Origin of the sequence: Pseudomonas sp. CFBP13508, assembly GCF_005233515.1 — a bacterium.
Classification (GTDB): domain Bacteria; phylum Pseudomonadota; class Gammaproteobacteria; order Pseudomonadales; family Pseudomonadaceae; genus Aquipseudomonas; species Aquipseudomonas mercuritolerans.
The window spans coordinates 46,243-61,408 of the sequence record NZ_QFZZ01000007.1 but is presented as its reverse complement, the minus strand read 5'-3'; the positions used below and the strand labels follow the sequence as shown (position 1 = coordinate 61,408).

Annotated in this window: 11 protein-coding genes; all 11 read right to left on the bottom strand. The window is 60.7% G+C overall.

The genetic code is table 11. The features are described from left to right. Positions 1–91: 91 nt before the first annotated feature. Positions 92–748, bottom strand: coding sequence for an alginate O-acetyltransferase AlgF (locus PspCFBP13508_RS19600; RefSeq protein WP_137215452.1), 657 nt, complete (start codon positions 746–748; stop codon positions 92–94). Positions 749–762: 14 nt separating this feature from the next. Further along, positions 763–1,935 carry an alginate O-acetyltransferase gene (locus PspCFBP13508_RS19595; protein WP_137215451.1) on the bottom strand — a complete coding sequence of 391 codons (1,173 nt, stop codon included), beginning with the start codon at positions 1,933–1,935 and terminating at the stop codon, positions 763–765. 10 nt (positions 1,936–1,945) lie between these two features. Continuing rightward, positions 1,946–3,511: an MBOAT family protein gene (locus PspCFBP13508_RS19590; RefSeq protein WP_024011674.1), complete on the bottom strand. Its 1,566-nt coding sequence runs from the start codon at positions 3,509–3,511 to the stop codon at positions 1,946–1,948. A 214-nt stretch (positions 3,512–3,725) separates the two neighbouring features. Continuing rightward, on the bottom strand, positions 3,726–4,850 hold the full coding sequence (locus PspCFBP13508_RS19585) for a mannuronate-specific alginate lyase (RefSeq protein ID WP_137215450.1): 1,125 nt from the start codon (positions 4,848–4,850) through the stop codon (positions 3,726–3,728). Positions 4,851–4,858: 8 nt separating this feature from the next. Then, positions 4,859–6,325 carry an alginate O-acetyltransferase gene (locus PspCFBP13508_RS19580; protein ID WP_122751910.1) on the bottom strand — a complete coding sequence of 489 codons (1,467 nt, stop codon included), beginning with the start codon at positions 6,323–6,325 and terminating at the stop codon, positions 4,859–4,861. 11 nt (positions 6,326–6,336) lie between these two features. Beyond that, positions 6,337–7,908: a mannuronan 5-epimerase AlgG gene (gene algG, locus PspCFBP13508_RS19575; protein WP_137215449.1), complete on the bottom strand. Its 1,572-nt coding sequence runs from the start codon at positions 7,906–7,908 to the stop codon at positions 6,337–6,339. Between the two features lie 26 nt (positions 7,909–7,934). Continuing rightward, entirely contained in the window at positions 7,935–9,416 is a 1,482-nt protein-coding gene (locus tag PspCFBP13508_RS19570; RefSeq protein ID WP_110600255.1) for an alginate export family protein, read from the bottom strand. Continuing rightward, the gene (algK, locus tag PspCFBP13508_RS19565; RefSeq protein ID WP_177327021.1) at positions 9,413–10,921 is read right to left on the bottom strand and encodes an alginate biosynthesis TPR repeat lipoprotein AlgK; all 1,509 of its coding nucleotides are present in this window, start codon (positions 10,919–10,921) and stop codon (positions 9,413–9,415) included. The genes PspCFBP13508_RS19570 and algK overlap by 4 nt, the downstream gene beginning before the upstream one ends. A gap of 9 nt (positions 10,922–10,930) precedes the next feature. After that, positions 10,931–12,100 carry an alginate biosynthesis protein Alg44 gene (locus PspCFBP13508_RS19560; protein ID WP_024011680.1) on the bottom strand — a complete coding sequence of 390 codons (1,170 nt, stop codon included), beginning with the start codon at positions 12,098–12,100 and terminating at the stop codon, positions 10,931–10,933. Positions 12,101–12,135: 35 nt separating this feature from the next. Next, complete coding sequence (gene alg8, locus PspCFBP13508_RS19555; RefSeq protein WP_177435472.1) at positions 12,136–13,620, bottom strand: mannuronan synthase; 1,485 nt, start codon at positions 13,618–13,620, stop codon at positions 12,136–12,138. Positions 13,621–13,846: 226 nt separating this feature from the next. Beyond that, positions 13,847–15,163, bottom strand: a complete 1,317-nt coding sequence (locus PspCFBP13508_RS19550; RefSeq protein WP_016771595.1) for a UDP-glucose/GDP-mannose dehydrogenase family protein — start codon at positions 15,161–15,163, stop codon at positions 13,847–13,849. Positions 15,164–15,166: the final 3 nt, after the last annotated feature.

The window sequence follows — 15,166 nt, the reverse complement described above, 5'->3', positions numbered from 1 at the left end:
CATAAAATGCAGTTGAGAGCTGCAAGCTGCAAGTGGTGAGTTAGAAGCACTTCACTTGCAGCTTGAAGCTAGTAGCTGATAGCTCGAGCGATTAGCGAGTCGACACCGGGCGTTTCACCCAGACTGGCGACAGGTTGCTGCCGTTGCCGGTGACGTACAGCACCGCTGCCTCACCACGCTCCAGGGCAACCGGTTTTACGTCGCCGACTTTTTTGTCGCCTTCGTACAGCGCCAGGCTGACTTTCACCGGGTTGATTTCACGTTCGCCACGGCCCTTGGCAGCGACGTTCGGCACCACGTCGGTCTTGCCGTCGGCGGTTTTCAGGGTCAGCGATTTGTCGCTGAGGTTCTGTACGCGTACCAGGGATTTCTGCTTGTTCTTGAACGGCGGTTCTTCGATCAGTTGTGGCGCGCCGGAAGCGTTGTTGACCAGGGTGTAGTAGTGGTCACCGGCGAGTTTCACCGGCAGGGTCTGGCTGCCGACTTTGGCGCTGTAGTCGCCGCCCGGCATGAAGCTGAAGTCGCTGCTGGCCAGTGGCGCGATGTCGCTCAGGTTGGTGCTGCCGACAGTCGCGCTGACTTCAGCGTTGCTGGCGTTGTAGACACGCACGAAGGTCGAACCTTTCGGTGCGGTCGGGCCGTACAGGGCGGCGTCGCCACCGGCGAAGGCTGGGACGGAAAGTACGCTGAGGCCAGCAACCAGTGCGAAGCTTTTAGCGAGACGACGAGGAGTTGTAGTGAAAGTCATGGTGTACCTCTCTTTCAGTTTTGCGCCCGATCGGGCGTCTCGGATTTAGTGTTGATGGCTACGTTTTGTTGGCGGGCGCCGGCTTGTTTGAGCTCTGCGACCCACTGCGGGTCGGCGTCGCCGATTTCGTTGTTCACAGGCAGATATCGTTCAGGAAACTCCCAGATCAGCACTTGTGGCGGGCTGTTCTTGAAGTCATCGCTTTTCAGGTAGCTGAGCATCGGCAGAATCGGGCCATGGCCGTCTTCGGCGTAGTTGACGACGTCGCTGTGCAGCGCTTGTTTGAGCGCACCGACGAAGTTCCAGTTGGGGTTGGCGCTGTAGCTGGTGCCGATCAGCGCGACCGGTACTTCGCTGTTGGCGAACAGGGCGTCGTCACCGGCAGGCTGCTCGGCGGCAACGGTGTTGCGTTTGAGCAGTGGCTCAGGCGCCGGCATCATGTTTTCGAACAGCGGATCGAGCGGCAGGAACAGACGCAGATCGCCCTTGTGCGTGATCTTCTCTGCTGGCGTGGTGACGAAGCGCTGTGGCTCGCCGCTCAGCGGGAATTTCTCGGCAATGGTTTTCGCCAGCGTGTTGGCGGCGATCTCGGCGCCTTCCGGCGTCCAGTGGGTGTCAGTGCGCAGGAACACTTGCTGACCGTTCTGCTTGGCCTGTTGCAGCGGGCCGAGCAGGTCAGGGGCGAGGATCTTGTCGGCCGCGACACGGGCGTGGAAATCCTGATACAGGTTCTGGTGAATGCTCGAAGGCTTCACTTCATCCAGATGCTCCGGATACAGACGCACCTTGGCCGGGACGATCGCCATCACCAGTTTCACGCCTTTCTCTTTCAGGGTCTGGCGCACGCCTTCGACCAGCGCGTAGTTGCCTTGCAGGTTCTGCTGTTCGTTGACGATCGGGTTGAATTCTTCATCGCTGTACAACCACTGGTCGCGGCCGAGCACGACGCCCGGACGACCTTCGTTGAACAATTTGAAATCCAGCGCGGCCCAGAGGTTGGTGCCCAGACGCTTGATCGGGAATTCATCGTCGTAGTGGGTTTCCACCGCCTTGGTCCAGCGGCCATTGAGCACCGTCGCGTCGGCGTTGGTGCTGAAGCCGAAGAAGCTGCGAATCGACCACAGACCGAGGACCAACAGCGTCACCAGGAACAGGGCGATGTAGAAGATGCGTAATGAGCGGGTCATGTCAGATCCCTCAGAACTGGAAGTAAAGGAACGGCGAGAAGCTTTGCGCCGAGAGTTTGAGAATCGAGGCGATGAACAGCAGCAGGATCAGCCCGCGCATCACGTAGCGCGACCAGTCAGCGGTCCAGTAGGCCGGTTGCACCTGGGCTTCGACGCCGACGGTGTAGCCAGGTTCGTGGATGCTCGCCGGATTTTCCCCAGGCGCTGCCTTGATCATTCCCGGCGTCGCCGTGGCAGGGCCATCGGCCTCGACGTTGACTTCCGGTTTGGTCTTGGCTGGCGGCTGATTGGTGTACAGATCACGCAGGCCGAAGAACGCCAGGGTCACGTAAGCCACCACCAGAGTCGCCACTTGCAGACCGGTGAGGCTGGCCTGATTGAGTTCCGACAGCGACCAGTCGCCGAAGCTGAACATCGCGCCGTACATGCGCCCGGCAACGTGCAGGTTCTCGGCACGGAAGATCACCCAGCCCATCACTACCAGCAGGAAGGTCAGTGCCCAACGGATCGGGTTGAGGCTGCGTGGCGATGTGTTCAGGCCGAGCATTTTTTCGATCGCCAGCCACATGCCGTGCCAGGCGCCCCAGATGATGTAAGTGATGTTCGCGCCGTGCCACAGACCACCGAGCAGCATGGTCAGGAACAGGTTGCGATAGGTCATCAGCGTGCCTTTACGATTACCGCCGAGGGTGATGTACAGGTAGTCACGCAGCCAGGTGGAGAGGCTGATGTGCCAGCGGCGCCAGAACTCGGTGATCGACTGGCTGATATACGGCTGCTTGAAGTTTTCCATGAAGCGGAAACCCATCATCAAGCCCAGGCCGATGGCCATGTCGCTGTAACCGGAGAAGTCGAAATACAGCTGTGCGGTGTACGCCAGTGCGCCGAGCCAGGCGTCACCCGTGGTCGGGTTCTGCAGGGCGAAGCAATGGTCGGCGACCACGGCGAGGGTGTCGGCGATGAAGACCTTCTTGATGAAACCCTGCATGAACCGTGTGCAGCCCTCGGAGAACTTGTCGAGGGTGTGCGTGCGATTGTTGAACTGGTCGGCGAGGTCGCGGAAGCGCAGGACCGGGCCGGCAATCAGGTGCGGGAAGATCGCCACGAATGCTGCGAAGTCGATCAGGTTGCGCGTCGCCGGCGTGTCGCCACGGTACACGTCGATGATGTAGCTGATCGATTCGAAGATGTAGAACGAAATACCGATCGGCAGCAGCACGTGGGTGAGGATGAACGGCTCGAGACCGAACGAAGTCATGATCTCGTTGATGCTGTCGACACCGAAGTTGGCGTACTTGAAGTAGCCGAGGATGCACAGGTCGACGGCCACGCCGAGCAGCAGCCAGCGCTGCGCCGGTTTGGTTCGCACGCCGGCAGCACCGACCTTGAGGCCGATCCAGTAGTTCCACAGCGTGACCGCTGCGAACAGCGCGAGGAAGTCCACCCGCCACCAGGCGTAGAACACGTAGCTGGCGATCAGCAGCAGCAGGTTGCGATAGCGTTGCCCGCTCAGGTAGTACAAGCCGAGAAAGATCGGCAAGAACAGAAACAGGAACACGTTGGATGAAAATACCATCCCGATCTCTCCATGTTTGAACCAACAGTCAAGGGCCAAAGCCCCCCCAAACCCCCCACGTAAAACCGGAGGGTCAACTCAAAAATCTCAAACCTGACACCGGCACCCGTGGGAGCGAGCCTGCTCGCGAAAGCGTCGTGTCAGTCGACATCACATTCTGAATGTCAGACCGCATTCGCGAGCAGGCTCGCTCCCACAGGTTTTGCGTCTGGCCTTACGAACCCTTGTTGCCCTTTTCATGCGACGGGTCGTAGACCTTGGTCAGGTCGCCGCCAAGACGGAAAGTCTTGAACGGTTGCATGTCGCGTTTCTTCTCGATCACATCCGGCGCACAGGTGTAGAGCGTGCAGAACGGTTCGAGCCAGGCGAATTTCATGTCCTCTTTCAGGTCAGTCATGTCCTGCTTTTTGCCGTTCTTTTCTTCGAACTCATCAGGGTCCTTGACGCCGGCCAACACCCGATCACCGAGACGCTTGAGCGCGCCGTTGTTTTCCTGACGCAGATCGACACCGTTGACCTGGGCGAAACTGGCGATCATCGCCAGCGGCGGCAGGGCGTAGTTGTGATAGGCGAGGGCGCGTTGCTGGCGCTTGAGTTCGTTGGGCAGGAAGCCATCGGCATCGACTTGATTGACGCCGACCTTGTATTCCTTGACGGCCCAGTCGAACAGGTCGCGGCGGTTGGTGGCGACGGCGGTGGCCATCACCGACCAGGCGGCCCAGTACGAGTGGTTGTTGGTTTTCTCCAGCGGCAGGTTGTCCCAGTCGCTGACCACCTGATCAGCCATTTTGCTGAACCAGGCTTCGATCAACTGCGCTTCCTGCTGGTGCTGGGCCAGCGGGTGCGAGTCGGAGAACTTCAGGCGAATGTACGACGACGCCATGCTGCCCAGCGCCCATTTGCGCATCGACTTGCCGGTGTGGTTGAAGTCTTTGGACATCAACGCGTCAGCCTTGGCCCACGCGGTCAGCCAGTTGAGCGTGCATTCGAGCTGCTCCGGGCGACCGTCGCGCATGAACTGCATGACGCGCTTGGCGGTGCCGCGCTCCAGCGTAGTGATGTCTTTGGTGGTGTCGCGAAAGGCTTTTTCGGACTGCACGTTCAGCGTCGCGCGGGCCTTGTCCGAACCTTCGTACTTGCTGCGAAATTGCAGCGGACCGGTGTACGGCGCCGGCATCGCGTCGCAGCCTTCGCTCTTGTCGCCGGTCTTGAATTTATCCACCGGGGCGAAGTAGCCCTGCGGTGGACGCAATGGCGCGGCAGCCTGAGTTGCCCCGGCGAACATCGCCAGGCTCAGGAGGGTCGGTGCCAACAGGTTTTTCAGTTTCGGATTTCGCATAGCAGACCTCATTGCCCGAGCTGCGCGGTCTGTTGACCGACGCCCGGGAATACGTTGCGTTTGCAGATTTTCGCTTCGACTTTTTGTGGCGCGGCGTCAGGTCCGGCTTCAGGACCCTGGACTTCGACTGCCAGCAGATTTTGCGAGGCCCAGTCTTCGTCCGTGCGCAGCTCAAAGGCGAAACGACCGTCGGTGTCGGAGGTTTCCGGTTTCTCGATCTTGATGTCCTCGTGGCGACCGTTCATGTACCAGAGGGTGGCTTGCAGGGTTTTCACCGACGTGTCGGCGAAGCGGATGTCGACCTGATGGTTGGCGTTTTGCAGGTTCAGGTTCTTGCTGTTGACCAGCAGTTCTTGCTTGCTGCCCGGCTTCAGCGTGGCACTGGCGGACATCTGTGCGTCTTTGCCTTCGCAACCGTTATCGAGCAGCGCCATCATTTGGCGATAGATGGTTTCCTGGTCGAGGCGATACAGCGGCGAGAATTCCCAGATGAGAATCTTCGGCGGGGTCTTCTGGAATTCCTCGCTGCCCAGGTATTGCAGCATCGAACCTTCGAAACCGCCGCCGGGGAAGGCCACGTTGAGGATGTCAGCGCCGATGGCTTCTTCAAGGAAACCGGCGAAGTTGTAGTTCTTGCCGCTGTGCGATGTACCGACCAGGGTGATCTGCGGATTGCCGGAATCGCCGAACAGATCGCCGTCGCCTGCCTCGCCTTTCGGCTCGGTGGTGAACTGGTCCATGTACTGGATCGCGTAGCTGGTGCCGCACAGCTGCCCGGCCATGTTGTGCAGGGTGCCGGTCTTGCCCATGCGTCCGGAGCGCTTGGTCTCGAATTCACGCTTGGGAATGTCGGCGAAGGCCGGGATCTGCTTGACCTTTTCGGCGACGATTTTTGCCGTGCGCTGGGCGCCATAGGGCGTCCAGTGCTGGTCGCCACGGAAGTAGAAATCGTGGGCGGGCAGGGTGTCCGGCAGCGATTCGTTGGTCAGTGGCGACAGGTCCGGCACCACGTAGCCCATCTTGGCGAAACGGCCGAGCATGGTCTTGTAGTTGCCCAGCGCTTTCTCGTAATCGAACGCGGCTTTTTCCTGCGGGTTTAGCTTGTTGCGATTCACCAGGCCACGGGTCGGCTGGTAAACGATCACCAGTTCGACGCCTTTGCTCTTGAACGCATCGTGCAGTTGTTGCAGGCGCTTGTAGCCGGCCGGCGTAGTGTTGAACTCGGTGCGCAGGTCTTCCTGGGTCCGGAACAGCCAGTCGCCCTGGGCCTGTACCAGGGTGGTGAAGTTCTGCTGATAACGCGTGGTGTAGTTCTTCGCGTCATGGGCAGCCGGGCACAGGTTGCAGCACGGCTCGGCGGTGAACTTCGGTGGCGTGACGCTTGCGCCGTCAGCGTCGGCGCGGGCGTTGCCGGCAGCGAGAATGCCGAGGGTCAGGGCCGAGAGGCTGAGCAGTTTGATCATGTGTGGGTGCATAAAAATTATCCTCAGTCCTGCATTTCGGTCTGGCGTTCGACAGGGTCGATCAGCACGGCTTTCTGCTGGCGCACCAGCAGGTCGAGAATTTCATCCTGGCGCTCGCCGAGGATGCCGTTGAAGCTGATGCCGCTGGACTTGGTCGGCGCCAGCATCGACACGCGATACAGCTCGACACTCAGCGGCGAATCGATCGACAGCGGGCCGCTGCCATTGGCCGCCAGCTCGCCGCCGACGACGATCAGCGAGACCTGCGCGTCGAACGGGTCGAGCTTGATGTCACGGTCGGTGTCGGTCAGGTCCTTGATGTGGCCGTAGATACCGGTCAGGCCGTTGGTCATGGCAACGTTTTCGTAGAGGCGGATGTTCACGCTGTTACGAATACGAATGCCGTGACGGGTATTGCTGATGACCTTGTTGCCCCACAGCAGGTTGTCGGCGGACTCGTAGAGCGTGATGCCGTCGGTGTGGTTCTTGTAGATCTCGTTGTAGGCAATGATGTTGTTGACGCTGTTACGGTCGATCACCAGGCCCGACAACTTGTTGTCGAAACTCTTGTTGTTGAAGATGAAGCTGTCGTTGACCTCACGGGAAATAATGATCCCGTGCTTCTTCTTCGTGCCGTGAACGGTGTTCTCGGCAATGATCAGACGGTGCGAGCGGTCATGCGGGTCGATGCCGTAGACGATGTTGTCTTTGTAGGTGTTGCCCTTGACCACAAAGTCGCTGGTTTCGTAGCAGTAGAAGCCGTACCACATGTCCGAGAACTCGGAGCCGACGATCCAGCCGGTCGGTTCCGGGCGCTTGAGGACTTTGGCCATGTTCGGCGTGTACTGGGAAATACTCACCCCGTACGACTTACTGTTGGCGTAACCGAAGCTGGCCATCTTGCTGTTGACGATGTAGGTCTCGGTGCCGCCCCAGGCGAGCAGGAACGGACGGAATTCCTTCGGCGAACGGAAGGTTGCCGGGCCGTTTTCCTTTTCGCGCCAGCCGGTGACTTTGGTGTCGCGCACGAACAGCTTGCCGTCGTTGACCAGGAATGAGCCGGCCTCTTGGGACAGGCGCAGTTCCTGGGTCTGACCGTCGATTTCGAGGATGCCTTTCTCGCCGACCACGATCGGCAATTTGGCCAGATACACGCCCGGGGACGTCTCGCTGAAATACTGCTTGGGCAGTTTTTTCGCCAGGTCCTTGAGGTTCATGTAGCCGTCGTCGATGAAGATCGCCTGCGGGATGCCGTGCTGACGCACCACCCATTCGGCCATCTTGTTATCGCCGCCGATGAAGTCCTTCAGGGCGTTTTCCTGCATCATCCGGCGCACGCTGATCTTGCCCGGTTTGCTGCGCACGATCTTCGCGGCAGCGGCTTCGGCGGTGAAGCCGGAGAGGTCGGGCAGTGTCGGCTTGGCCAGTTTCAGTGCGTCGGTCGGCGCGCTGCTGACGGTGTAGGTCTTGGCCTGTTGCAGTTCTTTGGCCACGGTCGCAGGTTTCGCCGGTTCAACATTGGCGAAGGCGCTGGCGCTGGCCAGCAGCATCGCGCCGGCCAGCAGGCTGAGTGAGCCTGTTCTGGTGCTGATCATGTCGGGCACTCCCTTGGCGGTTTGCATCAGAAGCGCCAGATCACGTCAATGAATGCGCGGTGCATGTAGGAATCAACCTGGCTGCCGTAGGCATCGCCCGGTTTGAACACACCGCCACGGAAACGCACCAGTGCCGAAGGCTCGTCGATCGACTGGCTCAACGCCGCCGGCAACAGGCCTTGCTTGAAGTACTTGGTGACGACCAGGTCCATTTCCTGACCCAGGTCCTTGTTGCCATCTTCAAGCGGCAGGGATGTGCTGGAGAGGATCGCGCCGGTGACGTCGTCTGTGTTGTTTTCCACCGCATTGATGCCGTTGCTGCCGACCGGCTTGTTGCCGTCGACACGCCAGAACTTGTGGTAGATCAGGCTGGCGTCGTACTCATCGTTGACCATCCACGAACCGAACAGGGTGGCGGTCTGCATGTTGTTCATTTCGCCACGGAACGCTTCGCCGAAACGGTGCACGCGCGAGCGGGTACCGGTGTAGTTGGAGCGGTTGCTCTCCAGACCGTTCTGCTCGTAATCGGCACTGGCGCGGGCGTAGGCACCGCCGACTTGCCACTGCGGATCGAGGCGCAGACGTACGCCGACATCGGCTGCCCAGCCGCTGATGTCATCGCTGCGCTTGGCTTGTGTCGGGCGTGTGCCGTCGGCGTTCAGCGCGTTGACCGTGTCGCGGTCGCCGCTCATGCCGGTGATGCTGCCCCAGTAGTTGACGGTGTTGGTGTTGCGCCAGTTGTAGGCGTCGCTGTCGGCGGTCAGGCCGATCCAGCTGATGTCGCCGTTCTCGGTCTTGTCCAGCGAGTCGCGCGGGACGCCCGGCTCGGCGTAATCGAGTTTGCCGTCGTCGTGGGTGTGGTGACCGCGAATGCCGACCCACTGCCCCGGCGTCCACTGGTAAGCAGCGTCGGCGTAGGCGTGCAGGCGATCCTTGTCTTTCGGTGCCAGCTCTTTCAAGTCGGTGCGGTATTCGCTGAAACGCTCGGCGACACCGGCATTGGCGCGCAGCAGTGTGGTATCGAAGGTCCAGTTCAGCGCTTCGATGTTGGTGTCGCGCCATTGGCCGTCGTCATTGCGCAGACGCTGACGACCGAACTTGAGAATCTCGCCAGGGTAGGGCGTGAAGCCGCTGTAACCGACCCAGAACTCGCGCATCGCCAAGTAGTTTTTCTTGGTTTCGCGATCGCCGCTGTCGGTGGTCTGTGCGCCGTCGGACTGCTGCAGGGTGTCGGTCTCGATGATGTCGGTCGAGGTCACGGCCTGACCCATCGCATAAGCGCTCCACGCGCCGCTTTCGCCGTAGATCCATGGACGCAAGTCGAGGCCCACGCCGTTGACGTCGCCGCCGCCGGCAGTGCCCAGGTCACGGTCGTCTTCGGACTGGCCGGTGAGTTTCACTTCCAGACCGAAGTTCTTGCTTTCAGTCATCGCAGCCAGTGTCGGGCAAGACCAGAGCAGCGCGAAGGTGAGGCCAATACCGGCCTTCACGAATGGGTTCAGCTTCATAGTTTTTCCTCGCCGTCTTCTTCTTGCAGGGCGTGCAGTTGCAGCGTGTTCGAGTTCAGGGCGCCGCGGCTGGCCTGTTCCTGTTGCAACAGGCGGCGGGCTTCGGGCAGGCGCTCGGGCGGCAGTTGCGCCTCGAGGGTCGCTGCCAGTTCATCGGCTTGCGGGGTGTTCTGGGCCTTGGCCAACTGGCTGAACACGTAGGCGTTCAGCGGGTCGGGCTTGGTGCCCTTGCCTTGCGAGAACAACTGGGCGATGGCGAAGTCGGCACTGTTCTGGCCGTTGCGCGCAGCGGTCAGCAGGTGGTCGAGGGCCTTCTGCGGATAGACCTTGCCCAGGTAGCCACGACGGTAGATCTGGCCGAGGTAGTAATCGGCAGCGACTTCGCGGCCGACGGCTTTCTGGAAATGTTCCTCGGCGACTTTCGCGTCAGCCGGGACCATTTTGCCTTCGTAGTAGACCTTGCCCAGCAGCAGTTCGGCGCGCGGCTGGTCGGCGGCGCGGCCGTTGTCCAGGTACTTCATCATCTGGTCGACGTCGCCCAGTTCGGGGAAGTCGTAAAGCAATTGCGCGAGGGTGACCCACGACGCCGGGTAGCCCGGAGCGATCGGCTCGAGCAGCGCCTGCGCGGTTTTTTCGTCAGTCTTGCCCAGGGTCGAATCGGCCAGCACGCGGGCTACGGAGTCGACACGCTGCGCGGTGACGGTGCCACGGCTGTAACCGGCCTGCATCTGCTTGATCAGCTCGGCCTGTTGCTCCGGCTGGCCACGTTTCTGGTAGACGGTGGCCAGTTCGACGTAGCAGATGTCGGTGGTGTTGAGCGCGGCCTTGCAGATTTTTTCCACGTCATCCAGATGCTGGTCGTAAGTGCCCTGGGTGCGATACAGCAGCACCTGCGCCAGACCCGCTTCCGGGTAGCCCGACTTGCGCCACTGATCGATCTGCTGCTGCGCGTTGATGTTGGGGAAGCTGTGCGGGTATTGCAGATACAGCATCGCCAGCGGGATCAACGTGTTGCCTTCGCCATTGGCGGCGGCTTTTTTCAGCAGGGTTTCGGCTTCGTGGTGCTCGGCTTCGGTGGAGCCCGGCTTGGCCACCAGCAGACGACCGAGACGTGCCTGGGCACGCGGCGATACGCTGGCCGCTGCACGGTAAGTCGCCTCGGCCTGTTTCATCTGCGCCGGGTCGCGGCTGTCGACCTGGATATCAGCCAGGCCGACTTGCGCCTCGCTGTAACCCAGATCGGCCAGTTGCTGGTAATTCTGCGCAGCGGTGGCGGTGTCGCCACGCTTGAGCGCTTCGTTCGCCAGACGCTGGTCGGGCAGCCCGGCGCAACCGGCCATAGAAACTGCTAGTGCCAGCGAGCACACCATCAATCCCATGTGGGAGCGAGCCTGCTCGCGAAGCAGTCGACTCGGTACTTCAGACAAACCGCGCTGGCCCTTTCGCGAGCAGGCTCGCTCCCACAGGGTCGGCGGTGTGTTCAAGTTATGCGTAGTCACAGGCATGTCCTCGACTTAAAGACCGGCAGCCATGGCTTTGTCGATCAGCCAGTTCAGGTTCGGGCCACGGTCGCTGTTCACTTCCACCGGGCGGCCGGCGAGGCTGCTGTCGAGCGGCTCGTCAGGCTGGATCTGTACGCGAATGTCGGAGGACAGGTCGGCGCTCTTCAGGCTGGTGCTGCTGACGATCTTGCCGGTGCGGGTCTTGTCTTCGCCGGCGATCTGGAAACTCACCGGAGTGCCCGGACGCACGTCGCCGAACTGGCGATAGGAGAAGCGTGCTTCAACGTTGGCCTGGGTGTTGCGCGGCACCAGTTGGAAGATCACGTCGCCCTTGCTCGCGTACTGACCGTCAGCCACCAGTTGCTGGGCCACGGTGCAATCGCACGGCGAGGTCAGGGTGCCGGTCATTTGCTTGCCGAACAGTTCTTCAACCTTGGCCGGGGCCAGTTGGTCTTCGGCCAGATGGCCCTTGAGCACGTCGAGCATGCTGGTGCTGAAGGTCGCCAGCGGTGCGCCTTTGGCGGCAACGCCGTCGGACTTGACCAGGCTCTGTACGGTGCCGTCGCGCGGCATAGTGATGTTCATCCCCGGCACGCTGACCAGACCGGCCTGGGCGTGGCTGACGAAGTACATGCCGTACACCGACTTGAAGATGAAACCGGCGGCGACCAGACCAACAGCGAAAATACCGGCGCTGAAGGTCACGGCTTTCAGACGGCCAAACGGGGTCATGCCGGTGTCGTTGGTCTTGTTCTTGCGCGCCTTTGTGAAGTTGTCGCGCTGCAGGGTCGCCAGCACTTCGCCGATGCTGACGATGTCGCCGGCCAGGTGCGAAGTGATCAGGTGGCGCAGGGTGGAAATGTCCTGCGGCTCGAGGTTCTGGAACTGGCAGCCGGCGCGGCCGGTGGCGCGATCGAAGGAACGCACTTGCAGTTCAACGTCCATGGCCAGGCCGAGGTTGTCGATGACAAATTGCAGACGCGCCTTGTACACCTCGCCGATGGTCAGCGGCATCTGCCCGGCGTTGAACGCCAGACCGCCAGCCGACAGATCGAGGACCCGCGCTTCGAGCGGAGTCCGGTCAGGGCCGAAGAAACGCAGCTTGGCCGGGATTTTCACGCGAGCGTGCTGGCGCTGGGCTTCGGATTCATGCACTACGTTGACGTTGACGGCGGTATTCATAGGGGCGATTTCCTTGTTAATTCAATAGGAGCGGGTCAGACCATCATCAGCAGCACGGCGACAAAAATGCTGCCGGCGGAGAAGGTCATGGTCCGAGACGACCAGGTGTTGAACCAACGTTGAAAGCTGGCGAGATCACGGGTCAGGGATGTGGGCTGGCGAGTCCAGGATTGTTGGTCGAGGCGGAAGAACACGTAGATCTTCACCAGGGCGCCAACGATCTGGTTGTAATACAGAATCGCCGGGTAAGCAGGGCCGATGCGGTGACCGGAACACGACAGCAACAGCGTCAGGATCAGGCGGGTGATACCGATCCACAGCAGGTACACGAGGATGAACGCGGTGCCGTACTTGAAGCTGGCAATCAGTGCCACGGTCAGGCCGAGCAGCGAAGTCCACATCGACACGCGCTGGTCGAACAGCACCACCGAGGTGAACGCGCCGAGGCGGCGGATACCCAGGCCCAGTGCGCGCGAGTTCTGGCGCAGGTTGTTGCCGTACCAGCGGAACATCAGCTTGCGGCTGGCCTTGATGAAGCTCTTTTCCGGCGGATGTTCAACGGTGTTGATCGCGGCATCCGGCACGTAGAAGGTGTCGTAACCCAGGCGCATCAGGCTGAACCAGCTCGACTTGTCGTCGCCTGTCAGGAACTTGAAGCGGCCCAGACGCCAGTGTTGCAGCGAGTCGCTTTCAACGTCGGCGATGAACTCCGGATTGGTCACCACGGAGGCTTTGAAAACCGACATCCGACCGGTCATGGTCAGTACGCGCTTGGACAGGGCCATCGAGCACATGTTGATGTGGCGCTGGGCGAAACGCAGCTTGTGCCATTCGCTCATGATGTAGCCGCCGCGCACTTCGCAGAACTCGTTGGTGGTCAGGCCGCCGACATTGCCGAACAACTGGAACCACGGCACGGTCTTGCGCACGACGCCTTCGCCGAGCACGGTGTCGCCGTCGATCACGGCCACCACGGCACGGTCGTCCGGCAGGTGACGGGAGATCGCGCGGAAACCGAAGGCCAGACCATCGCGCTTGCCGGTACCGGGAATGCGCACGAAGTCGAGCTTGACCCGCTCCGGCGGATTCATCCGCGCCCACAGCGCCTTGACCAGCAACTCGTCGGACATTTCCACGATCGAGCAGACAATGGTGGTCGGTAGTTCGCAGTCGATGGCTTCGCGGATCACCGAGCTGTAGACCTGCGCGGTGGTCAGCGCGTCAATACGAAAGCTGGTGACCATCAGAAACACATGCGACGGGTCCGCCGCTTTACCCAGCTTGCGTACTTTGCGACGCAGATGCGGGTAAACGATGTAGAGAAAAATCATGCCGCGCACAAAGTGCGTTGCACCCATCGAGTAGCGCCAGATACCCACGGCGCCAATCAGGAAAATGAAGTCCTTCGACTCGGAGTCGAATGTGGACGTGGGCAGCATCAAGGCCAGGCCCATCAACAAACTTAGGTAAAACAGCCAACCGGCGGCCTGAAGTAGGCCGTGTCTTAGCCTGTGCATAATCTGCATCCGTCTCTATCTCGGGCTGGGCCCGATGGGGTTAAGGCAGGCTCATCAATGGCCCACTGTAGGAGCTGCCGAAGGCTGCGATCTTTTGATCTTCTGGGTGTTCACTCACGACTCAAGTGAGCCGGTAAAGATCGCAGCCTCGTTTCACTCGTCAGCTCCTACCACGGGTTCACACAGTCAGTGCGCGGCGACGCGGTATGCGGTGCCGCGCAATGTCTGCTTACCAGCAGATCCCTTCGGTGCGGCTACCGGCGCTGGTGGCCTTGGACATGAAGCCCACCAGGTCGATGACTTGCTTGCCCTGCGGCGCTTCCTGGGCCAGCGAACGGAATTTCTCGTCGCGGTTGCCGAGGATGATCACGTCGGAGTTGTCGATCACCGAGTCGAAGTCCGAGTTGAGCAGGGACGATACGTGCGGAATCTTCGATTCGATGTAGTCCTTGTTCGCACCGTGGACACGGGCGTATTCGACGTTGCTGTCGTAGATGCTCAGGTCGTAACCCTTGCCGATCAGCATCTCCGCCAGTTCGACCAGCGGGCTTTCGCGCAGGTCGTCGGTGCCGGCCTTGAAGCTCAGACCGAGCAGGGCGACTTTGCGTTTTTCATGGCTTTCAACGATGTCGAAAGCGTTCTGCACTTGCGATTCGTTACTGCGCATCAGCGAGTTGAGCAGCGGTGCTTCGACGTCCAGGGAACCGGCGCGGTAGGTCAGCGCACGTACGTCTTTCGGCAGGCAGGAACCGCCGAAGGCGAAGCCCGGGCGCATGTAGTACTGGGACAGGTTCAGAGTCTTGTCCTGGCAAACCACTTCCATCACTTCACGACCATCGACGCCGACCGCTTTGGCGATGTTGCCGATCTCGTTGGCGAAGGTCACTTTGGTCGCGTGCCAGACGTTGCAGGTGTACTTGATCATCTCGGCAACGGCGATGTCCTTGCGGATGATCGGTGCGTCGAGTTCTTCGTACAGCGATTGCAGAACGTCGCCCGACGCGGTATCGAACTCGCCGATAACGGTCATCGGTGGCTGATCGTAGTCAGCGATGGCGGTGGATTCGCGGAGGAATTCCGGGTTGACCGCAACGCCGAAATCGACGCCGGCCTTCTTGCCCGAGCAGTCTTCCAGAATCGGGATGACCACGTTGGCCACGGTGCCTGGCAACACGGTGCTGCGCACCACGATGGTGTGGCGGGTGGTTTTTTCACGCAGGACAAAACCGATCTCGCGGCACACGGCCTCGATGTAGTTCAGTTCCAGGTCGCCGTTCTTCTTGCTCGGCGTGCCGACGCAGATCATCGACAGGTCGGTATCACGAATCGCCTCGGCGAAGTTGGTCGTGCCGCGCAGACGACCGGTCTGGATACCCTGCTGCAGCAGTTCGCCCAGGCCTGGTTCTACAATCGGCGATTTGCCGGCGTTAATCATGTCGATCTTGTCTTTGGCAACATCGACGCCAACTACGTCATGGCCCCGTGCAGACAGGCAACCGGCACATACTGCGCCAACGTAACCCAAACCAAATATGCTGATGCGCATCGC